General features: G+C 65.5%; 17 protein-coding genes and 1 pseudogene. 6 read left to right on the top strand and 12 right to left on the bottom strand.

Annotated elements, in window-relative coordinates; translation table 11 throughout:
• Positions 1-43: 43 nt before the first annotated feature.
• Both A5784_RS26015 and frc (A5784_RS26010) read right to left on the bottom strand, forming a co-directional pair.
• Positions 44-1,429 carry an OFA family MFS transporter gene (locus A5784_RS26015; RefSeq protein ID WP_064947733.1) on the bottom strand — a complete coding sequence of 462 codons (1,386 nt, stop codon included), beginning with the start codon at positions 1,427-1,429 and terminating at the stop codon, positions 44-46.
• 274 nt (positions 1,430-1,703) lie between these two features.
• Positions 1,704-2,975: a formyl-CoA transferase gene (frc, locus tag A5784_RS26010; RefSeq protein WP_064947732.1), complete on the bottom strand. Its 1,272-nt coding sequence runs from the start codon at positions 2,973-2,975 to the stop codon at positions 1,704-1,706.
• 766 nt (positions 2,976-3,741) lie between these two features.
• On the opposite strand from frc (A5784_RS26010), the gene frc (A5784_RS26005) reads away from it, so the two are divergent.
• From frc (A5784_RS26005) to A5784_RS25995, 3 genes are all read left to right on the top strand, one after another.
• On the top strand, positions 3,742-4,968 hold the full coding sequence (gene frc, locus A5784_RS26005) for a formyl-CoA transferase (RefSeq protein WP_082945072.1): 1,227 nt from the start codon (positions 3,742-3,744) through the stop codon (positions 4,966-4,968).
• A gap of 64 nt (positions 4,969-5,032) precedes the next feature.
• Positions 5,033-6,421: an OFA family MFS transporter gene (locus A5784_RS26000; RefSeq protein WP_064947731.1), complete on the top strand. Its 1,389-nt coding sequence runs from the start codon at positions 5,033-5,035 to the stop codon at positions 6,419-6,421.
• Between the two features lie 187 nt (positions 6,422-6,608).
• Positions 6,609-7,340, top strand: coding sequence for a GntR family transcriptional regulator (locus A5784_RS25995; protein WP_064947730.1), 732 nt, complete (start codon positions 6,609-6,611; stop codon positions 7,338-7,340).
• Between the two features lie 5 nt (positions 7,341-7,345).
• Here A5784_RS25995 and fdhD read toward each other — a convergent pair whose 3' ends face one another.
• Positions 7,346-8,188 carry a formate dehydrogenase accessory sulfurtransferase FdhD gene (gene fdhD / locus A5784_RS25990; RefSeq protein WP_064947729.1) on the bottom strand — a complete coding sequence of 281 codons (843 nt, stop codon included), beginning with the start codon at positions 8,186-8,188 and terminating at the stop codon, positions 7,346-7,348.
• A 102-nt stretch (positions 8,189-8,290) separates the two neighbouring features.
• Here fdhD and A5784_RS25985 point away from each other — a divergent pair, with 102 nt between their 5' ends.
• A complete protein-coding gene (locus A5784_RS25985) occupies positions 8,291-9,640 on the top strand; it encodes an OFA family MFS transporter (protein WP_064947728.1) in 1,350 nt (449 codons plus the stop codon).
• A 38-nt stretch (positions 9,641-9,678) separates the two neighbouring features.
• Positions 9,679-10,014: an Rv0250c family protein gene (locus tag A5784_RS25980; RefSeq protein ID WP_064947727.1), complete on the top strand. Its 336-nt coding sequence runs from the start codon at positions 9,679-9,681 to the stop codon at positions 10,012-10,014.
• Between the two features lie 90 nt (positions 10,015-10,104).
• Here the strand turns inward: A5784_RS25980 and A5784_RS25975 are convergent, their stop codons facing one another.
• The 7 genes from A5784_RS25975 to A5784_RS25945 all read right to left on the bottom strand — a co-directional run bounded on the left by A5784_RS25975 (position 10,105) and on the right by A5784_RS25945 (position 19,406).
• Positions 10,105-10,317, bottom strand: coding sequence for a formate dehydrogenase subunit delta (locus A5784_RS25975; protein WP_064947726.1), 213 nt, complete (start codon positions 10,315-10,317; stop codon positions 10,105-10,107).
• Between the two features lies 1 nt (position 10,318).
• Complete coding sequence (fdhF, locus tag A5784_RS25970) at positions 10,319-13,141, bottom strand: formate dehydrogenase subunit alpha (protein ID WP_064947725.1); 2,823 nt, start codon at positions 13,139-13,141, stop codon at positions 10,319-10,321.
• Positions 13,142-13,144: 3 nt separating this feature from the next.
• A complete protein-coding gene (locus A5784_RS25965; protein ID WP_064947724.1) occupies positions 13,145-14,746 on the bottom strand; it encodes a formate dehydrogenase beta subunit in 1,602 nt (533 codons plus the stop codon).
• Positions 14,743-15,201, bottom strand: a complete 459-nt coding sequence (locus A5784_RS25960) for a formate dehydrogenase subunit gamma (RefSeq protein ID WP_064947723.1) — start codon at positions 15,199-15,201, stop codon at positions 14,743-14,745. Before A5784_RS25960 ends, A5784_RS25965 begins: the two co-directional genes overlap by 4 nt.
• A gap of 90 nt (positions 15,202-15,291) precedes the next feature.
• Positions 15,292-16,548: a formyl-CoA transferase gene (gene frc / locus A5784_RS25955; protein WP_064947722.1), complete on the bottom strand. Its 1,257-nt coding sequence runs from the start codon at positions 16,546-16,548 to the stop codon at positions 15,292-15,294.
• Between the two features lie 41 nt (positions 16,549-16,589).
• Positions 16,590-18,323, bottom strand: a complete 1,734-nt coding sequence (gene oxc, locus A5784_RS25950) for an oxalyl-CoA decarboxylase (protein WP_064947811.1) — start codon at positions 18,321-18,323, stop codon at positions 16,590-16,592.
• A gap of 150 nt (positions 18,324-18,473) precedes the next feature.
• Positions 18,474-19,406: a LysR family transcriptional regulator gene (locus A5784_RS25945; RefSeq protein WP_064947721.1), complete on the bottom strand. Its 933-nt coding sequence runs from the start codon at positions 19,404-19,406 to the stop codon at positions 18,474-18,476.
• A 115-nt stretch (positions 19,407-19,521) separates the two neighbouring features.
• Between A5784_RS25945 and A5784_RS25940 the strand changes: the two genes are divergently transcribed.
• The gene (locus A5784_RS25940; protein ID WP_232006241.1) at positions 19,522-20,007 is read left to right on the top strand and encodes a PAS domain-containing protein; all 486 of its coding nucleotides are present in this window, start codon (positions 19,522-19,524) and stop codon (positions 20,005-20,007) included.
• Between the two features lie 22 nt (positions 20,008-20,029).
• Here the strand turns inward: A5784_RS25940 and pyk are convergent.
• Together pyk and A5784_RS25930 are read right to left on the bottom strand one after the other, a co-directional pair.
• Positions 20,030-21,447, bottom strand: a pseudogene (gene pyk / locus A5784_RS25935) (pyruvate kinase).
• Positions 21,448-21,460: 13 nt separating this feature from the next.
• Positions 21,461-22,486, bottom strand: a complete 1,026-nt coding sequence (locus A5784_RS25930; RefSeq protein WP_064947720.1) for a 2-dehydropantoate 2-reductase — start codon at positions 22,484-22,486, stop codon at positions 21,461-21,463.
• Between the last annotated feature and the right edge of the window lie 23 nt (positions 22,487-22,509).

Raw genomic sequence — 22,509 nt, 5'->3', positions numbered from 1 at the left:
GAGGGTTTGTTGACCTACCCTCGGCCGCCCGGCGCCGGCCCGCCTAACCGGTCGCGAGCCTCGGTGTCAGTCGTACCCGGGGTTTCATGGTGCTGGTCTCACTCGCGGGCACTTTGCGCCCCGGCTGACGGAAGAACAGCGCGATGCCCGCCGACACCAGGGCACTCGCGGCCGCCAGCCAGTACGCACCGGTGTAGCCCCAGGAGTCGATGACACTGGCCCCCACACCGATACCCACCACAGAACCAAGGAGTTTGGAGCTGTACACGAGACCGTAGTTGCTCGCGTTGTTGTTCTCGCCGAAGTAGTCCGGCGTGAGCGCGGCGAACATCGGGTAGAACGCGCCGCCACCGAATCCGACCAGGAACGCGAAGGCCAGAAACGCGATCTCGTTGCCGGCCTTACCCGCGTACAACAGCCCGACCAATGAGCCCGCCTCCACCAACAGCACGAGGATGAGCGCCTGCTTGCGGCCGATCTTGTCGGAGATGTAGCCCGTCACCGCGCGCCCGGTGCCATTGATGACGGACAACACTCCCGCCGAGGATGCAGCGATCAGTGGTCCGAATCCCTCTGCCTTGGCGAACGGAACCATGTAGCTGATACCGAAAAGCGATACGCCGGCGCTGATCCCGAGCGAAAGCCACATCAACGGCAGCATGCCGGTCCTGATGGCTTCCATGGGCGTGTACTGACGTACGGCAGGCGGGTTCTTGCGCAGGCTGTCGGCTTTTGCGCCGGATGCCGGCTGCAGCGGATCGATGTCTGCCGGCCACCAGCTCTTGGGCGGGTCCCGGAAGAACCACCCACTCCCGGCAACGACGACGAGCATGAATATGCCCACCAGGTCCAGCAGCCACGCGTAGGTGGTCGGGTGCAACAGGTAGCTGAAGATGAAGATGAACGGCACTGCACCATAGGCGAATCCGCTGTTCACGAACCCGGTCTTGGCGCCGCGGCGCTCCGGATACCACTTGCCGACCATGTTGATGCAGGTGGCGTAGACCAGTCCGACACCGATCCCTCCGCACACCGCGAACCCGAGGTAGGCCAAGATGAGATTGCCCTGGGTGATGCTGAAGAACCCGATGGCGGACATGGCCGCTCCGGCGAGCATCGCGGCACGCGGGGAGACTGTCCCCTTCTCCCGCAGCTTCCCGGCGGGAAATGCTACGGCGGCCTGGAAGAACGCCCAGATGGACAGCAGCCAGAACGTCTGAGACATGCTCCAGTGGTGCGCCTCCCGAAGTGTTTGGGCGGCAGCGCCAAAGCCGTACTCGTACACGCTGACTGCCAGCATCGCGATCCACGGCAGCCAGACCATCCATGACCGGGGTCTGCCGAGGAGTTGCCGGTCGGTCTCACCGACCCTGTATACGCGGCCGTTCGCGTCGATGACTTCGCGATAGGTTGCGATAGTTGGCGACATCGTTATCCTCTTTCTAGGAATGGTGAACATGCGCACGCCGGTGCCGCGCGCGATTCACGCGACAGGCATCGGAGCGCTTGTTTGGTTTCTGCCGGGTGCGGGCCCGAACAGAACCTGGTGCGGCGGGCGCAGTGCAGCTGCGCAATTCGCACGTGTTGGTGCAGCGGTCGAATGCGGTGGTCACCTGCGTCGCCGCGCTCCGAGCTCTATCGGATCACTGTGTCGTCCTTTCGTTCTCATCCTCTCGGCCACCAGATGATCGCGACTGTCTTGCTCAGATGACTCCGGTGTCCCTGAACAACTCGAGCTGTTCAGGCGTGTAGCCGAGTTCGGTACAGATCTCGTCGGTGTGCTCGCCGAGGAGCGGCGAACGGACGATGTCGATGGGTGAATCCGACAGTCTCAGCGGCGAACCCACGGTCTTGAAGGTCCCGCGCACCGGATGATCCACGCTGACGACGGCGCCGAGGTCCATGAGAGTTTCGTCCTCGATCAGCTCCTTGGTGGACAGCACCGGCCCGCACGGAACGTTGAGTTTGTTGAGAGCGTCGAGCGCCTCCCATTTGGTGTGCTTCTCCGACCAGTCCTCGATCAGCGCAAAAACCTTGTCCAACTTGGGCAACCGGTCTTCCGGACGGACCCAGTCCGGGTGATCGGCAAGATCAGGCCTACCGATCAACTCGGCAAGCGGGCCCCAGACCTGGGGCTGAACGATCACGTAGATGTAGTCATTCGGTCCTCCGCCTTTGGTCCGCACCGCCCAACCCGGTTGGCCACCACCCGAGGCATTGCCCGACCGCGGCACCTCGTCACCGAATCGCTCGTTGGGGTATTCGCGGAGCGGCCCGCCGGCCAACCGCTGCTGATCACGCAGCTTGACCCGGCAGAGGTTGAGGACTGCCTCTTGCATCGCCACCTCGACACGCTGCCCACGACCGGTGTTGGTGCGTTGGTAGAGCGCGGCCAAGATTCCGGCGACAAGGTGGATGCCGGTCCCCGAGTCACCGATTTGCGCGCCCGTGGCCATCGGCGGGCCGTTCTCGAATCCGGTGGTGGCCATCGAGCCACCCATGGCCTGTGCGATGACCTCGTACGCCTTGAAGTCGAAGTACTTCCCGGGACCGAATCCCTTGATCGAGGCGTAGATCAAGCGAGGGTTGATCTCTTTCAGTCGCTCCCAGGGGAACCCGAACCGGTCGACCACCCCAGGCCCGAAGTTCTCGACGAGGATGTCGACACGCGACACCAGGTCGGTGAAAATCTGCTTGCCCGCATCGGATTTCATGTTCACGGTGATGCTGCGCTTGTTGCAGTTGAGCATCGTGAAATACAGGCTGTCGGCACCGGGTATGTCACGAAGCTGGCTGCGGGTGATGTCCCCGGTGCCCGGTGCCTCCAACTTGATGACGTCCGCGCCCAGCCACGCGAGCAGCTGCGTCGCCGAGGGTCCCGACTGGACGTGCGTCATATCGAGCACGCGAACGCCGTCGAGTGCTCGGCTCGGCTGTGCGGGATCCGATTCCACGACCGTGGGGATCTGAACCATGACTCAACTTCCTTCACTGGCAGAAGGTTGCGCCGTCGTGGGCCCGGGGATCCATCCTGCAGCTGCGGATGGATGATGTGGATCACAACATTGCATACCGTATGAGGTAGACGACAGTGTGGTATGCGTAACACCGATTTGTCCAGCATTTCCCAAGTACTCACAGATTTCTCGCCATGCGGCCGTACCGCCCCGACGAATCACCCCGCGGGACATCGGCGCCGAACCTCCGAACGGCCCACCCCGGTCCCGCCACTTCCCAAGGTGGCCGCAAACCGCCCGCACGCCACAAAGTTTCACCCCGATGCCGCCATGAAGGCGGGCCCGAGCCGCACGGCACGACCACCAAATATCCTGTACTGCAAGGAATTAGATCGATATCCGGGATGCCCCTCCCGATCCCGCCTACGCGCGGACCGAATCGTCGCCACCCGGTTGGCTGGGGCGGCAGGCAACCACACACCCGCCCAGACACGCATCACGAGAACCGACCTGCACTCCCCCGCGACCGAGGCTGTCAAGAACCTCCAGGGAATCAACAGGAAATTCGGGTATTGCGTCCAGATTGTATGAAGTATACGGTTCGATGTGATGTCGGTTACGTTCTCGACCGATCCGTGACCGCCTTCACACAACGCACTGAGTAGTCGACGACAGCTGCAGCTGTGCCGGGTCCGGCAAGCGGTCGCTGATCCATCTGTGGTTCGACCCCGACGCGAGACGTCGAAGGCGACGAACCCGAGCGATCACACATAAGGGGACGGCCTTGAGGAAGGCACTCGAAGGCGTGCGCGTCCTGGACATGACCCACGTCCAGTCCGGCCCGTCATGCACACAGATCCTGGCCTGGCTCGGCGCCGACGTCGTGAAACTGGAGGCGCCCTCCGGCGACGTCACGCGAAAGCAGCTGCGGGACATACCCGACGTCGACAGCCTCTACTTCACGATGCTCAACTGCAACAAGCGCAGCATCACGCTCAACATGAAAGCCCCTGAGGGCAAGCGGATTTTTGCTGAGCTACTGCCGCGTTTCGACATCCTCGCCGAGAACTTCGGTCCGGGAGCCATCGAACGCATGGGCTTCGGATGGGACGAGCTGCGGCGCATCAACCCGCGGTTGATCTTCGCGTCCATCAAGGGCTTCGGCGACGGCCCGTACACCCACTTCAAGGCCTATGAAGTCATCGCGCAGGCCATGGGCGGGTCGATGAGCACCACTGGCTTCGAGGACGGCCCGCCTCTGGCCACGGGTGCGCAGATCGGGGATTCCGGCACCGGCATCCACGCCGTGGCCGGCATCCTGGCCGCGCTGTATCAACGTGAGTACACCGGCCGCGGACAACGAGTCACCGTCGCCATGCAGCATGCGGTCCTGAACCTGTGTCGCGTCAAGTTGCGTGACCACCAACGGCTTGCGACGGGCCCGCTGGGCGAATATCCCAACAAAGAATTCAGCAACTGCGTCCCGCGGTCGGGCAACGCCTCCGGCGGCGGCCAGCCGGGCTGGGCCGTGAAATGTGCCCCCGGAGGCTCCAACGACTACATCTACGTGGTTGTCCAGCCGGTGGGGTGGGCACCGTTGGCAAACCTGATCGGCCGGCCCGAACTCGCGACCGATCCGGAGTGGAGCACACCCCAGGCGCGCCTCGACAAGCTCGACAAGATGTTCCAACTCATCGAGGAATGGTCCATGCACCTCGGCAAATGGCAGGTGCTGGAAGCGCTGACCGCCCACCACATTCCCTGCGGGCCCATTCTCTCCACTCAGGAAATCATCGCCGATCGGTCACTGGCGGCTAATGAGATGGTGGTCCGGGTCGCGCACCCCGAGCGGGGTGAGTTCGCGACCGTCGGATGCCCGATCAAGCTGTCGGATTCCCCCGTCGACGTCCATCGCTCCCCCCTTCTGGGCGAGCACAACGAGGACGTCTACAGCAACGAACTCGGGCTCGGGCATCTGCTCCCGGGCTTGAAAGCGAAGGGGGTCATCTGAGAATTCCGCCACCAGAAACGAAGACAGTCGGCAGTATACAAAACGAGAAGGAGATTCGACCAGTATGAATGCACCAGCTCCGTCGTCATACCGCGAGGTGATCGACGACAACGGGAGGGTGTACCGGATCGGGGAAACCGACCGGGACATCCTCGGACGGTCACGGGCGTGGATGGTATGGCTGCCCTGGCTCGCAATGATGGCCATCAGCTCCTCCGAGTACGCGTTCACCTCGGCCGAGGACACTCTCGTCGACGCACACCGTTGGGGGCACGGCCACATTTTCTGGCTGTTGGGGGTCTGGGTGTTCTTCCAGGCGGCAGTGGCGTTCCCGGCCGGAAAGCTCAGGGAGAGCGGCAAACTCTCGGCAAAGAGCGCGATGATGGTCGGCGCCGTCGGCGCCCTCGTCGGCTACCTGGCGCTGGCCTACTCCCCGAACGTCGTCTTCGCCTATCTGGGATTTGGCGTAATCGGTGGTGCCGCAGCTGGTTTCGTCTACGCGACCTGCGTGAACATGGTCGGCAAATGGTATCCGGAACGCAAGGGCGGCAAGACCGGCTTCGTCAACGGCGGCTTCGCGTACGGTTCGGTGCCGTTCATCTTCCTGTTCACCTCGTACCTGGAGGTCAGCAACTACAAGAGCCTCCTGCTCGCGGTAGGGGTGTTCCTCGCCGGCCTGGTGGCGGTCAGTGGATTCTTCTTCAAGGATCCGCCGAAGAACTGGTGGCCTCCGCACGTCGACCCGCTGCGGATCAACGAGGACCCCCGGATTCGCCGCGCACTGCTCAAGAATCCGCCTGCGGTCAAGCAATTCACCCCCATGGAGGCGATCAAGACCGGCATCCTCCCACTGATGTGGTTCGTGCTGCTGTGCACGGCGGGCATCAACATCTTCGGAATCGCCATGCAGGTTCCCTTCGGCAAGGAGATGGGGTTTGCCGGCGGGATCGTGGCGCTGGCCATGAGCCTGAAGGCCATCATCAACGGCACCGGGCGCGGCGTGATCGGCTGGATCTCCGACCGCTGCGGACGTCGAGACACGTTGATCATCGTGTGCGTGGTGCTCGGGCTGGCCCAGTACGCGGTGTACTTCTCCGGCTCGATCGGCAGCATGCCGCTGTTCCTGTTGGCGTCGATGGTCTCCGGATTCGGCGGCGGTGCGATCTTCCCGCTCTTCGCGGCGATGACCGCCGACTACTTCGGAGAGAACAACAACGCCACCAACTACGGCCTGGTCTACAGCTCGAAGTTGGTCTCCGGGCTCGTCGGCGCCGGACTCGGCGCCGTTGTGGTCGACACGTGGGGCTACGGCACCGCATTCGTCATCGCCGGTTCGGTCGGAATCGTCTGCGCCTTCCTGTCGGTCTTCTTGCGTCAGCCACAGCTGAAGGCACCCACGCCGACGCCGGCCGGACAGCCTCTGCGCGTCGAACGGGAGATGGCGCTGGACTGAAGTCTCCGGTTCACCGCCGCTGTAACGCTTCGGGTGCGGGGGTCGCCACCACGACTCCCCCACCCGGGGCGTTCTGTTCTGTTCCTGCCACGACCGGCCAGCAACTGGTTGTGGGGTGGCCTGCTTATTGCATACGAAAGCCTGTATGCTACCTGTCGCAGGTAGCATCGGGTCGAAGGAGCTCACCATGACACTCTCCACGCCGAGCCCACGTGAGCGCGGCCAGGTCGGGCAACGTCGCAACATGACCGACGGCGCGCATCGAGTACAGCGGCCTGCCCCGTTACGACAGGCGGTCTACGACGCCATCCAGGAACTCATCGTGCAGGGCACCTTGCAGCGAGGCCAGCATCTGGTGGAGAACGAACTGGCCGAATACCTCGGTGTCAGTAGGCAACCGGTCCGAGAAGCCCTGCAGCGCCTGCAGACCGACGGCTGGGTCGACCTGCGCCCGGCGCAGGGTGCGTTCGTGCACACCCCGTCGGAGGACGAGGTGGACCAGCTGCTCGGCGTGCGCACGGTTCTCGAAACCTATTCGGCCCAGCTCGCCGCCGAGCACGCCACCCCTGAAGACGTCAACCGACTGTGGGAGCTGCAGCAGGACGGGTTGAATGCCCTGGCGATCAACGACTCCGAGGCCTTGGTCAGAGCCAACGCCGCCCTGCACGGGCAGATCAACTCACTCGCCCAGAACACCGTGCTGGCCAGGCACATCGGCCTCGTCGAGCGCAGATGGCGCTGGTACTACCTGCCGATCGCGCAGCCCCGCGGCCACGATGCCTGGGCGGAGCACGCCGAACTGATCAAAGCGATCGCCGCCCGCGACGCCACCCTGGCGAGCAGCATCATGCATCAGCACACCGAGCGCACGCGGCAGACCTATCACGAGCAGCGGCTCGCGGGCAAGACCGCCGACTAGCACTCTCAGGACGGCAGCACTGCGTCCGCCCGGATTCGCTCGGCCCGGGAATACACGTTCATCGAGGACCCGCGCAAGAAGCCGACCAACGTCATCCCCATCTCCCTGGCCAGCTCGACGGCCAGCGATGATGGAGCGGAAACTGCGGCAAGGCAAGGGATCCCGGCCATCGCCGCCTTCTGCACCAGTTCGAAGGAAGCGCGCCCGCTCACCATCAGGGTGGCCCCGCGCAGCGGCAGCCGCCCCTCCTCCAGCGCCCACCCGACGACCTTGTCCACGGCATTGTGGCGACCGACGTCCTCCCGAATACACCAGAGCACGCCGTCCGCGTCGAACAGGCCGGCCGCATGCAGGCCGCCGGTGCGGTCGAAGATGCGCTGAACCGCCCTGAGCCGCTCGGGCAAAGCCGCGATCGTTGTGGTACTGAGCCGCAACGGATCACCGTCGGCGCTCCACTTGCTGACGGTGCGGACCGCTTCGAGGCTGGCCTTGCCGCACACGCCGCACGAGGAGGTCGTATAGAAGTTGCGCTCGAGCGACCGCCGCGGAGGCTCGACCCCCGGGCCGATGAGCACATCCAGCACGTTGTACGTGTTGGCCCCATCGGCCGTCGCACCCGCGCAGTATCGGATCCCGGCGATGTCGGAAGGCTCCGACACCACTCCCTCGGTGACGAGAAAGCCACGGGCCAAGTCGAAATCGTTGCCGGGGGTGCGCATCGTCACGGTGAGCGGGCGACCGTCCACCCTGATCTCCAGCGGCTCCTCGGCGGCCAGCGTGTCCGGGTGGGCAGAGGCCACCCCGTCGGCCATCCGGATCACCCGGTAACTACTGGTCACCCGTCCCACAACGCCACTCCCTTTCCCGCTCCCACTGATGCGATCCCTGGACAAGTGATCCAGGTCATAGTTACACTATCACATACTGTATGCAATATTACGGAGGCCATCATGTCTGACACCGCTGCCTCAGTCACGGTCCTCGAAGTGAGAGACCTACGCGGACGGTCGTATCGGGTCGGCGAGCGACCGCACGACATCATCGGACGCTCGCGCACCTGGATGCTCTGGCTCAGTTGGGCGGCGATGGCGGCAATAGGCGTGCTGCAGTATGGCTTTGGCGTCGCCGTCACCGCCTTGCACACTCCGGAGGGGTCCAACGCCACCGGCGCGTACTGGGTTCTGGCGCTCTGGCTGGTGTTTCAGGCCGGCGCCGCCTACCCCACCGCGACGCTGAGCCATCGCTCCGCGGTTCCCCCGGCCCGCGCCATGCTGGTCGGGGCGATATTGTGCGCCTCCGGTCCTCTGACGCTCGCCTACACCGACAGCTTTGTCCTCGCCGTGCTCGGATACTCCGTGCTGTGCGGCAGCGGCGCCGGAATCGTCTACGCGACATGCGCTTCCACCGTCGCGAAGTGGTACCCGGAGCGCCGCGGGGTGCGGGTCGGCTTTGTCACCGGCGCGTTCGGCTACGGCGCGGTGCCTGCGATCGCACTGTTCGCCACCGTCCTGACACCCACCAACCGGTCCGCGATCTTCACCGCGGTCGGCATCGGCGTGCTCGTCGTGGTCGCCGGATGCGGTGTCCTGCTGCGAGATCCGCCGCCAGCCTGGTGGCCGCCGGACATCGACCCCCGGGTCTGGGCTGTCGACAGGCGGCTGAATCCCAGCCTGCTCAGCAATGTCAGCGCGGTACGTCAGTACTCCCCCGGCCAGGCAATCCGGACTCCCGCGTTCGTGATCATGTACCTCATCCTGGTGTTCGCCGCCGCCGCTGCCCTGCTGCCCGTCGCCTATCTGCCCGGTATGGCGATGGCCCACGGCTTTTCGTTGGCTGTCAGCGCGTCGGCGGTCGGCCTGCTCGCCGCGGTCAACGGCGCAGGCCGCACCGTCGCCGGCCGGATCTCGGACAGATTCGGGAGGCGTCGGACGATCAGTGCCGTACTCGCGCTCGAAGGGTGCGCGCAGTTGGGGCTCGTCTATTCGTTCTCCATCGGGCAGCCGACGGCATTCGTGCTTTTCGCCGTCCTCGGCGGGTTGGCCGGCGGCGCCTTCTACCCGCTGTTCGCCAGCCTCATCGCCGACTACTTCGGCGAGCGGAACGCCGTGCGCAACTTCGGCCTGGTGTACAGCGCCAAGCTGTTCGGCGGCCTCATCGGCGTCGGGCTGCCCACGCTGATGCTGTCGTCGCGCGGACTGTCGCTGCTCTTCGTCGCCGCCGGCCTGCTCAGCCTGTGCGCCGCCGCGATGACCCGAATGCTGAATCGCCCCGGATACCCGGCACTGGGCCTGCCCCACTAGTGAACTGTCCAATCCCCCAACCCAACTCAGGAGGCTCGATGTCCCCGTTCGCCAATCTCGCCGAACTGCGCCAGGTGACAGGTCACCTCCAGCAGTGTGTGACAGCCCTGATGTCGAAGTACGGCGACTCTCCTGCTATCCGTCGGGTCGCCAACGACACCGACAGAATCGGCAACGCGATCGACCGGCTCGAGATCGACCTGCACGAGCTGGAACCGATGTATCTGCGCGACGACGCGAACTGGTCCCGCGAGGTGATCCAGATTCCGGATACTCAATACGACGTGGACTTCTGGCGCGATGTCGACCACGAAGGGATCGGTGGGCAGAACGGCGCGTGCGTCCACGTGCTGCGCAACCGGAAGGCCCGGTAAGCCACGCAGGTCACCGCCGGAACGCCAAATGGAGAACTCCGCCGCCCGATCGGGCGGCGGAGTTCTCTTGCGCTCAGGTGCGCCGTACCGTCAGCGCAGCAGCACTGTCGCGGCGAGGGCCACCGGATCGAGCGCACCGGTGTCCATGGCAACCAGCAGCTGCAGTTGATGTTTCATCCTCGGATCCCAGAAGCGGCCGATGTGATCGGCCACTGCAGCCGCGGCCTGTTCCGCGTGCAGATGTCCGAAATGGGCGGCGATGCTGTTGATCATCCTGATCTCGGCAGGGGCGTTGCGCGCCATGTCAGTCCACCAACTCCGCGGCCATCATGTCGGTCACTGTCTGCTCCTCGTGCTCTCGGACAATCGGGTGGGCGAGGGCGACCTGCACGGCGGTCACCTTGTATTCGGGGCAGTTGGTCGCCCAATCGGAGTTCTCTGTGGTCACCACGTTCGCGCCGGTGACCGGATAGTGAAATGTGGTGTACACCACGCCGACAGGCATCCGGTCAGAGATCTTGGCACGCAGCTTCGTGGTGCCCACCCGGCTGGCGAGCGTCACCTCGACACCATCGACGATTCCTCGGTCCTCGGCATCGTGCGGGTGGATCTCCAGGAGGTCCTCCGGGTGCCAGGCGATGTTGGCCGTCCGGCGGGTCTGGGCACCGACGTTGTACTGGCTGAGGATTCGGCCGGTAGTGAGGATCAGCGGGAATCGTCGCGTGCTGCGCTCATCGGTGGGCACGAACGGCGTGGGCACGAATCGCCCCTTCCCCCGGGTGAAAGAGTCGACATGCATGATCGGTGTGCCGTCGGGGGCGTCATCGTCGCACGGCCACTGGATGCTGCCCATCTGGTCGAGCTTCTGGAACGACACGCCGGTGAACGTCGGTGTCACCGAGGCGATCTCATCCATGATCTGGCTTGGATCGGCATAGTGCATGGGATAGCCCATCGCGGTGGCGACCTGACAGACGATATCCCACTCGTGCCGTCCGGTCTTCGGCTTCATCACTGCCCGCACCCGGTTGATCCGGCGCTCGGCGTTGGTGAAGGTCCCGTCCTTCTCCAGGAACGAGGCCCCCGGCAGGAACACGTGGGCGAACTTCGCGGTCTCGTTGAGGAAGAGATCCTGCACCACCACCAGATCCAACGCGGCCAGTGCCGCGGTGACGTGCCCGACATTCGGATCGGACTGTGCGATGTCCTCACCGTGCACGAACAGACCGCGGAAGGTTCCCTCGATCGCGGCATCGAACATGTTCGGGATGCGCAGGCCGGGTTCAGGAAGAAGCGTTGTTCCCCAAAGGTTTTCGAAAACGGTCCGTACCGCGTCGTCGGACACGTGCCGGTAACCGCTGAATTCGTGCGGGAAGGATCCCATGTCGCACGAACCCTGCACGTTGTTCTGGCCGCGCAACGGGTTCACTCCGACCCCGTCTCGACCGATGTTGCCGCAGGCCATGGCGAGGTTCGCCATCCCCATCACCATCGTCGAACCCTGACTGTGCTCGGTGACTCCCAGGCCGTAGTAGATGGCGCCGTTGGCCGCCTGGCCATACAAGCGGGCGGCGGCGCGCAACTCCGCGGCCGGCACGCCGGTGATCGGTTGCACCGCCTCGGGACTGTGCTCAGGGCGGGAGATGAACTCCACCCACTCATCGAAGTCCTCACACCGGGCCGCGACGAACGAGTCGTCCACCAGCCCCTCGGTCACCACTACGTGGGCGATCGCGTTGACAACCGCCACGTTGGTGCCGGGCCTGAGCTGGAGATGATGCTGGGCCTCGACGTGGGGTGACCGGACCAGGTCGATACGACGCGGGTCCACCACGATCAGCTTGGCGCCCTGCCGTAGGCGCTGTTTCATCCGGGACCCGAACACCGGGTGGCCGTCGGTGGGATTGGCACCGATCACCATGATCACGTCGGCCTGGGCCACCGACCGAAAGTCCTGGGTGCCGGCCGACTCGCCGAAGGTCTGTTTCAGCCCATAGCCCGTCGGCGAATGGCACACCCGCGCACAGGTATCCACATTGTTGTTGCCGAAGGCGGCACGGACCATCTTCTGGACGACGTAGACCTCTTCGTTGGTGCACCGCGACGAGGTGATGGCGCCGATGGCACCAGCGCCGTGGCGGCGCCTGATGTCGAGCATCCGCCGGGCGACGGTACCGATCGCCTCATCCCAGTCCACCTCGCGCCACGGGTCTGTGATGGCATCGCGAACCATGGGTCGCAACACCCGGTCGGGGTGGGTGGCGTAACCGAAGGCGAACCGCCCCTTCACACATGAATGGCCTTCGTTGGCGCCGCCGTCCTTGTGCGGCACCATCCGGACCAGTTCGTCACCGCGCATCTCCGCCTTGAACGAGCACCCGACACCGCAGTACGCGCACGTCGTGACGACCGACCGCGACGGCATGCCCAACTCGATCACCGACCGCTCCTGCAGCGTCCCGGTGGGGCAAACCTGAACACAGGCGCCGCAGGACACGCATTCCGAATCCATGAACGATTCACCCGCGCCCGGAGACACTTTGGACGCGAAGCCGCGGCCTTCGATGGTCAACGCGAACGTGCCCTGAACCTCGTCGCAGGCCCGTACACACCGGGAGCACACGATGCATTTCGCCGGATCGAAGTCGAAGTACGGGTTGCTTTGATCCTTGACCGCGTCGAGGTGGTTCTCGCCGTCGTAGCCGTATCTGACCTGACGCAGACCGACCGTACCCGCCATGTCCTGCAGTTCGCAGTCACCGTTGGCCGCACAGGTGAGACAGTCCAGCGGATGGTCGGAGATGTAGAGCTCCATGACGTTCTCACGCAGCTTGGCGACCTTCGGGGTCTGGGTGCGCACGATCATGCCGTCGGCGGCCGGAGTGGTGCACGAGGCCGGAGTGCCGCGGCGCCCGTCGATCTCGACCAGACACAGCCGGCAGGAACCGAACGCTTGAAGTCGGTCCGTCGCGCACAACTTGGGGATGTCGATGCCGGCCAGCGCGGCCGCACGCATGACCGACGTGCCCTCCGGGACGGTTACAGCCAGCCCGTCCACCTCGAGGGAGACGGTTGTCGCGCCGTTGCCGGCCGGGGTGCCGAAGTCGGGTTCCGAGAGCAGGGTCATGGTCTACCTTCCGTCCTCGTGATGAGCGGCTGCCCGCTCGGCTGGCGAAATCGGTTGTCTGGCAAGAAAGTCATCAGGAAAGTGGGTGATGGCACTGCGGACCGGCATCGGCGTCAGGCCACCCATGGCACACAACGAACCCTCGGTCATCACATCGCAGAGATCCTCCAGCAGAGCGAGGTTCTCGTCGCGATGCTCACCCGCGGTGATCCGGTCGATCACCTCGACGCCGCGTACCGCACCGACCCGGCAGGGCGTGCACTTGCCGCAGGACTCCGCAGCACAGAACTCCATCGCGAACCTGGCCTGCGCCGCCATGTCGACGGTCTCGTCGAACACCACGACGCCGCCGTGGCCGACCATAGCGCCCGCGGCGACGAACGCCTCGTAGTCCATCGGCAGGTCGAAACTCGTCCTCGGCAGGTACGCGCCGAGTGGGCCACCGACCTGCACCGCCCGCACCGGTCGCCCGGAATGCGTTCCGCCGCCGTAGCCGTCGACGAGCTCACCGAGCGTCACACCGAACGCGGTCTCCACGATCCCGCCGTGCTTGATGTTGCCGCCGAGCTGGAAGACCTGGGTGCCGCGGGAACGCCCCACGCCGAGTTTCTGATACTCCTGCGCGCCCGCGGCGAGCACGGTCGGCACGGTGGCCAGCGTCAGCACGTTGTTCACCACCGTCGGTTTCCCGAACAGGCCGTGGATGGCGGGGATCGGGGGCTTGGCCCGAACCATTCCCCGCTTGCCCTCGAGGCTTTCCAGCATCGAGGTTTCCTCGCCGCAGATGTAGGCCCCGCCGCCGACCCGGACGTGCAGGTCGAAGTTGAGCGACGAGCCGAGCACGCTGTCGCCCAACCACCCCCGCGTATAGGCGATCTCGATGGCGGCACGCATCGTCGCCACCGCGTCCGGATATTCCGACCTGATGTAGATGTAGCCCTCGGTTGCGCCGACCGCATGGGCCGCGATGGTCATGCCCTCGATGAGCAGGAACGGGTCGCCCTCCATCACCATCCGGTCGGCGAACGTTCCGCTGTCGCCTTCGTCGGCGTTGCAGCAGACGAACTTGAGCTCGTCGACGCAGTCGTGCACGGTCTTCCACTTGATACCCGCCGGGAAGCCCGCCCCACCACGACCGCGCAATCCGGAGTCGGTGACTTCCGCGACCACCTCGTCCGGGGAAACCTCCAGTGCGCGAACCAGTCCGACAACACCGCCGTGGCGCAGGTAGTCGTCGGACGAGAGCGGATCGGTGATGCCCATTCGCGCGAAGGTGACCCGGTTCTGCGTAGCCAGCCACGGCAGTTCGTCGACCACTCCCAGTCGCTGCGGCAGCTCGGCGCCGTCGAACAGACCCGCGGCAACCAACCCGTCGACATCGGCGGCGGTCACCGGCCCGTAGCCGACCCGGCCATGCGGGGTCTCGACCTCCAGCAGCGGCTCCAGCCAGAGCATGCCTCGCGAGCCGTTGCGAACCAGCCGAATCGGCCGCTGCAAGCGCACCGCGGCGGTCATCAGCGCATCGGCGACCTCGTCCGCACCGACCGACCGGGCCGCCGAATCCCTCGGCACATAGACCGTGACCGGCGCTGTCTGCCCGCTCATCGGGCGGCCGCCTCGTCCAGAATCGACGACATCCTCGTCTCGTCCAGCCGACCCCGAAGCCGCCCGTTGATCTGGGCCGCGGGACCCAGTGCGCAGTTGCCCAGACAGAAGACCTGTTCGACGGTCAGCGACCCGTCGACACTGGTCTCCCCCAACGACAAACCGCACGTGTCCCGCACGTGGTCGACCAGCCGTTGCGCGCCCAGCGCCTGACATGCCTCACCCCGGCAGATCCGGACGGTCGTCCGGCCCGCCGGTGTGGCGCGGAAATCGTGATAGAAGGTGACCACCCCGTGCACATCGGCGCGGGACAGGTTCAGTTCGTCGGCCAGGATCGGAATCGCTTCCGGGGGAATGTATCCCACCGCTTCCTGTACTGCGTGCAGGATGGGCAGCAGCGGTCCGCGCTGCCCTCGGTGCACAGCCGCGATCGCTCTGACGATAGCCACACTCATGAGATTCCTTCCCGCGAGGGCATAGTCGGCCGAAGATGGATGGAACCGCCCCAGGAGACGACCTGGGGCGGCTCACACCCGGGCGGGCCGCTAAACGACGACCTTCTTCTCACGCCATTCGGCGACGGTGTCCGCGTCGTAGCCGAGATCGGCCAGCACCTCATCGGTGTGCTCGCCGAGCAGGGGTGCGCCCTTGATGTCAGGTGTGAACGCGGAGAACTTGATCGGGCTGCCGACGGTCAGGTAGGTGCCGCGACCCTTCTGCTCGACCTCGACGATGCTGCCGCTCTTGCGCAGGTCCTTGTCCTCGGCTAGATCCTTCATGGACATGACTGGCGCACACGGCACCTCCCACTCCCGCAGGATGTCCACCGCTTCCCATTTCGTCTTGTCCGCCAGCCACTTCTCGATCTCGGCGAAGATATCGAAGATCTTGTCCTGACGGGCCCGGGCGGTGTTGTATCCCGGGTCATCGACCCACTCGGGGTGGCCGATGGCCTCGGCGGTGCGCTTCCAGTTCTGCTCCTGGATGGTGAAGTAGATGTAGGCGTTGGGGTCGGTCTCCCAGCCCTTGCACTTGACCACCCAACCGGGCTGGCCACCGCCGCCGGCGTTGCCGCCGCGGGGCACAGCCTCACCGAACTCACCGTTGGGCCATTGCGGGTACTCCTCCAGGTAGCCAACGCGTTCCAGCCGCTGCTGGTCGCGCAGCTTGACGCGGCACAAGTTGAGCACCGCGTCCTGCATTGCCGCCGAGACCTTCTGGCCCTTGCCGGTCTTGTCGCGATGGATCAGGGCGGTGAGAATGCCGATCAACAGGTGCATTCCGGTGTTGCTGTCACCGAGGGCCGCACCTGCGACGGTCGGCGGGCCGTCCCAGAAGCCGGTAGTCGAGGCGTTGCCGCCCGCGCACTGCGCGACGTTCTCGTAGACCTTGAGGTCGTTCCACGACGAGTCGTCGTTGAATCCCTTGACCGAACCGAAGATCAGCCGCGGGTTCCACTCCTGAATCTTGTCCCACGACAGGCCCATCCGGTCCATGGCCCCGGGCGCGAAGTTCTCGACCAGCACGTCTGCCCCGCGGATCAGCTTCTCCATCACCTCGAGGCCTTCGGGTGACTTCGTGTTGATCGCCAGCGAGCGCTTGTTGCTGTTGAGCATGGTGAAGTACAGAGCGTCCAGTTCGGGGATGTCGCGCAGCTGGTTTCGCGTCACGTCACCCCCACTCGTACGCTCGACCTTGAGAACATCGGCCCCGAGCCAGGCGAGCATCTGGGTGCACGCCGGGCCCGCCTGGACCCCGGTGAAGTCGATCACCTTGATCCCGGAGAGTGGCAAATCGGTCATGGCGCCGTTCCTTTCATTGTTGTTGGTGCGTATCGATCGGTTCAGTGCTTTGCGGTGATGCCCTTGGGGTTGAGGTGGGCGATGTTGCCGCTCTCCGTGCCATCGGCGGGGTCGATGACGCAGTCGATGAGCGCCGGCCGGCCCGAGGCCAGAGCCTCCCGCAGCGCCGCGGCGACCTCGGCGGGCGTGGTGGCCTGATATCCCTTGCCGCCGAACGCCTTGATCATGTACTCGTGCCGGGCTCGCAGAGAGGTCGGCGCGGGGTCCGCGTTGGCCGACACATCGTCGCCGCGGTAGACCCCACTGTTGTTGAGGATGACGGTAACGATCGGCAGGTTGTACCGGCAGACCGCCTCGAGCTCCATCCCGCTGAACCCGAAGGCGCTGTCGCCCTCGATCGCGACGACCGGCTGGCCGGTCTCGACAGCCGCGGCGATCGCGTAACCCATCCCGATCCCCATGACACCCCAGGTGCCGCTGTCGAGCCGGTGCCGCGGCACCTGCATGCCGATCGTGTTGCGGGTCAGGTCAAGTGCATTCGCACCCTCGTTCACGACATACACCTGAGGGTTGTCGTGCAGGACGTCGCGGATCACCTGCAACGCACCGAGGAACTTCATCGGGTGCGCCTGCAACGCGGCTTCCAAGCGGCCTGTCATCTTGGCCACGTTCTGCTCGGACTTGGCCGCGAGCTCATCCCGCCACTCCCGCTGCGCGGTGATCTGCCCGGGCTTGGCCCGCTCCAGGAGTGCCTCCACCACCGATCCGATGTCACCGACCAAGGGGACGGCGATGGGCTGGTTGCTGTCCATCTCGGCCGCGGCGATGTCGACCTGGATGAACTTGGCGTCCGGATTCCACTGTGGCGCATCGCCGTGTCCGAGCAGCCAGTTGAGCCGGGCGCCGATGAGCATCACCACGTCGGCCCGCTTGAGTGCCAGCGACCGGGCAGTCGCAGCCGACTGCGGATGGTCGTCGGGCAGCAGCCCCTTGGCCATCGACATGGGCACATAGGGCACCCCGGTGGTCTCGACGAATTCCCTGATCTGGTCGTCGGCCTGGGCGTAGGCGGCGCCCTTGCCGAGCACGATGAGGGGCCGTTTCGCATCGGCGAGGAGTTCGATCGCGGATTCGACCGAATCCAGTTCGGGCAGCTGTTTGGGCGCCGGGTTCACCACCCGCCACAGCGTGGACGCGGCCTGCTCGGCGTCGAGCACCTCGCCCAGCACCGCGGCCGGGATGTCGAGGTAGACCCCGCCGGGCCGGCCGGACACCGCGGTGCGGATCGCCCGGGCGATGCCCCGGCCGATGTCCTCGGCCCGGGATACGCGGTACGCCGCCTTGGCGAACATCCGGGCCGCCGCCAGCTGGTCCATCTCCTCGTAGTCCCCACGCTGGAGATCGACGAGGTGGCGCTCGCTGGAACCCGAGATCTGCACCATCGGAAAGCAATTCGTGGTGGCGTTGGCGAGGGCCACGAGACCGTTGAGGAACCCGGGCGCCGAGACCGTCAGACAGACACCCGGCTTCTTGGTGAGAAATCCGGCGGCCGCCGCCGCGTGGCCGGCGTCGCTCTCATGCCGAAAGCCGATGTAGCGGATGCCGGATGCCTGGGCGAGGCGCGCCAGGTCGGTGATCGGGATTCCGACCACACCGTAGATGGTGTCGACCTCGTTGAGCTTGAGCGCGTCGACGACCAGATGGATCCCATCGGTGAGAGCGCCCGGCTCGTCGGTGTGCTCGTCCTCCGTCTCCGGCAGGGATGCAATGGTCATGATGTTCGCCCTTCCTGGCTGTTCACGCATTCTCGTTTCTGTCGTCAACTCTCCGCGCCCACGCTCTCGCCGTCCAAGTGATGTCTGAAATCGTCTGATTCACACGGGTTATCACGAAGCCCTAGGCGAATCCTGATATTTCGCAACCGTTTACGTGACGTGGGCAACTCCCCTACCGCGCAAGCCGAAGATCTCGTCGAGCGGCGCGCCAACGGCCACGTTCAGGAACGCCCGCGCCGCCACCGAGCCCGGCGACGACGCGTGGATGGCCATCGATATCTGTGCCCTGGTGTCGGGGTCCACCAACGGAATCGCCCTGGCGGTACCCGTCACCGGCATCGCGCGCAGCCAGGTGTGCGGCACCACGCTGGCCCACGCGCCCGTCTCCACGTGCGCGTACAGCGATGCGACAGAATCCGTTTCCACCTGAGGTGTCGCCACGGCGCCGCTCTCGGCGAACGCCTTGTCGATGAACTGGCGAAACCGCATGTCGGGTGTCAGCAGGGCCAGCGGTAACTGAGCCGCCTCCGCCCACGTCATGGTGCGGACCGACGACGCGACCTGATCGCCCGAGACCAGCAATACGTACTGCTCTTCGTACAGCGGCACCACTTCCAGGCCTACGCGGTCCTCGGGACCGAAATGCGCTATCGCGGCATCTAATTCGAAGTTGCGCAACTGACGGAGCAGTTCGGTCGACGACAGCCGCGAGCAGACCCTGATCTTGGCCAGGGGATGCAGGGCGCCGAAGGCGGCCACGGGTATCGCCGCCGTCGTCGACACCGTCGGGCCGGTACCCAGCCGCAGCGTGGCAGAGATGCCGGAGCGCATGGCGGCCGCCTCGGCCTTGAGCCCGTCGTGCTCGGCGAGCAGCCGCTTGGCCCACACCACGAGCCGCTCGCCTTCCGCCGTCAGACCCTCGAAGGCCTGCCCCCGATTGATCAGGGTGACGTTGAGCTCGCGCTCCAACTTGGCGATCGACGTGGACAGCGCCGGCTGCGACACGTAACAACTCTCTGCGGCCCGGGCGAAATGCCGTTCCCTGGCCACCGCCACGAAGTACTCCAGCTGGCGCAGCAGCACGGGTCACCTCCTGATCGCTATCGCAGATTGTATTCAGTATTCTATATTGCGTATGCTAACCACCCGTAGCGTGGGATGTCCAGAGCTCGATCGGATCGAGAGAACGGAGCGTGACGTGAGTGAGAACGGCAGCACGATGACCGAGGCCGGGCCGGAGATGGCTACGCTGACCGAGGAATGGCTGGCAGGCGCGGTCGTCAAGGAATCCCCCGAGGCGATCGTCGTCACCGACCCGGCCGGCGCGATCCGACTGTGGAACGACGGGGCAGCCCGGATGTTCGGCTACTCCCCCACCGAGGCGATCGGGCAGAGCCTGGACGTGATCATCCCGGAGAAGCTGCGCGAGCGGCACTGGAAGGGCTACTTCCAGACGATGGCCACCGGCCAGACCCGCTACGGCGACAAGCTGTTGAGCGTGCCCGCGACCCATCGCGACGGGCACCGGTTGTCGATCGAGTTCAGCGTCGCGCTGTTGCGCGACGACGCCGGGCGGATCGTCGGAATCTCGGCAGTCATGCGCGACGTCACCGAACGCCGTGAGGCCGAGAAGGCGCTGCGCACCAGGCTTGCGGAACTCGAGCGGGGGGCGGGGCAGGGCTGACCCGCCCCCCGCTCGTCATTCCTCATTCGATCCGCAGAACCCGCACAGAGTCGGTGTAGCCCGCAACCCCGGTGCGACTGCCGGACACCACGACGATCCTGCTGCCCGGTCGGCACATGCCCATCGCGGTGAGACCCTTGCGCACCTCGGCAGGCAGCGTCTCGGCAGTCGTCGCCGGGGCCAACACCGCGGACTCGATACCCCAAGAGAAGGCCAACCTGGCCCGCACCGACTCGTCGTGAGCGAAGGCCACCAGCGGTAGCGGTGACCGCTGGCGGGCCAGTCGCAACGCGGTTTCCCCGGTACGGGTGAAGCAGCACAAGGCCGACGCGCCGATACGCCGCCCGAGTTCGCACGCGGCCGCTGCCACCGCATCGCTGACCCCGGCCGCCTCGTCTTCGGTGAACCACTCCGGGATTCCGTTGTGGGCCAACGAATCCTCGGCGGCCTCGACGATGCGCCCCATGGTCGACACCGTGTGTGCCGGGTAAGCTCCGACGCTCGTCTCCGCCGACAGCATCACCGCATCGGTACCGTCGTAGACCGCGTTCGCCACATCGGAGACCTCAGCCCGCGTGGGTCGTGGATCGGAGATCATCGAATCCAGCATCTGGGTCGCCACGATCACCGGCTTCCCCGCCTGCCGGCACAGACTGATCGCCCGCTTCTGCACCAGCGGAACCTGCTCCAGTGGCATCTCCACGCCCAGGTCGCCGCGGGCCACCATGAGGCCGTCGAAGGCGTCGACGATCGCCTCCAGATCGGAAACCGCCTCGGGTTTCTCCAGTTTCACCATCACCGGCACCCGCCTGCCCACCTGATCCATCACGGTGTGCGCGAGCTTGATCTCCTCGGGCGCCGGACGAACGACATGGCCACCATGTCGACACCGAGTTCGAGTGCGAATGTGAGATCCTCGATGTCCTTGCCGGACAGGGGCGGAACGCTGACGGCCACACCGGGTAGCGATATGCCCTTGTGGTTGCTGACCGGGCCACCCTGCAGAACCTCGCATCTGACGTCGTCACCGTCGAGGTCGCAGACGCGCAGCTCGACCTTGCCGTCGTCGATGAGCAGTCGATCGCCCGACCGCACGTCGCCGGCCAACCCGTCGTACGTCGTCGACACCCTGTCATGACTACCTTCGCAGGGCGCCGTCGTGATCACGACCGACTCGCCGGTGGCCCATACCACCGGCCCCGCGGCGAACCGGCCGAGCCGGATCTTGGGGCCCTGAAGATCCGCGAGAACGCCGACGGCGCGGTCGCGCTCGGCAGCGATCCGGCGCACCATCTCGTAGACCGCCGAATGCTCGGCTTGCGTGCTGTGACTGAAATTGAGCCGCGCCACATCCATTCCGGCATCGATGAGTTCGGCAAGTGTCGATGCGGTCGCCGTTGCCGGCCCCAGGGTGCAGACGATCTTCGCGCGTCGGTTCATTGTGTTCCTACTTTCAACGCAGAGCGGGCTGAGGGTGCCGCTCCGGGGTCGTGCCGGCGTTACCGGTGCCGGACATACCGGTCTGGGCCAGGAGGTCGGCAGCGGCGTAGACGGTCCGCAGCGTCGGTGCGGCCGCACCGGTGAGGTCCGCCATCTCCACCACCGCGGTGACGATCGCATCGAGTTCCAGCTGCTTGCCCGCTTCGAGGTCCTGCAACATCGACGTCTTGTGGTGGCCCACATTCTCCGCCCCGCGCAGCCGCTTCTCGATCGAAATATCCGGCGTGCAACCTACTCTCGCGGCGATGTCGAGGGTCTCCTCCATCAGCTGGACGACGATCTGGCGGGTGTGCGGGTTCTGACAGATCTCGACCATCGTCGCCCTGGTGAGGGCACTGAGCGGATTGAACGCGACGTTGCCCATGAGCTTGATCCAGATGTCATTGCGCAGGTCGGCCTCGACCGGCGCCTTCAAGCCACCGGCAATCATCGCCTCGCTCAACGCCTTACAGCGTTGCGAGATCTCACCCGACGGCTCCCCGATCGAGAACCGGGTGCCCTCGAGATGGCGGATCACACCGGGCGCCTCGATCGTGGTGGCCGGGTACACCACACACCCGATCGCCCGCTCCGGTGAGAGCACGGCGCTGGTGGCGCCGCCGGGATCGACCGCCTCGATGCGGCGTCCTTGATAAGGCCCGGGCAGTTGGTGGAAGTACCACCACGGGATCCCGTTCTGCGCGGGCAATACCGCAGTGTGCTCGCCGAGCAGCGGTTCGACGAGTGGCCCACACGACGGGTAGCTGTGCGCCTTGAGGCCGAGGAACACGAAGTCGACGGGGCCGATCTCCCGCGGGTCGTCCGTGGCGTGCGGATTGGCGACGAAATCTCCACGTGGACTGAGAACTTGCACACCGTTTTCGCGCATCGCCCGAAGGTGCTCGTTGCGTGCGACCAGGTGCACTTCCGCACCGCCTCGGTGCAATGCCGCACCCCAATATGCGCCGATCGCTCCAGCGCCCACGACTGCAATCTTCACCGCGACTCCTCGAAGGTTGGTTG

The sequence above is a fragment of the Mycobacterium sp. 852013-50091_SCH5140682 genome, from assembly GCF_001665685.1.
Lineage (GTDB): Bacteria > Actinomycetota > Actinomycetes > Mycobacteriales > Mycobacteriaceae > Mycobacterium.
The sequence above is the reverse complement of the archived record's forward strand: the minus strand, read 5'-3'. Positions and strand labels throughout refer to the sequence as shown.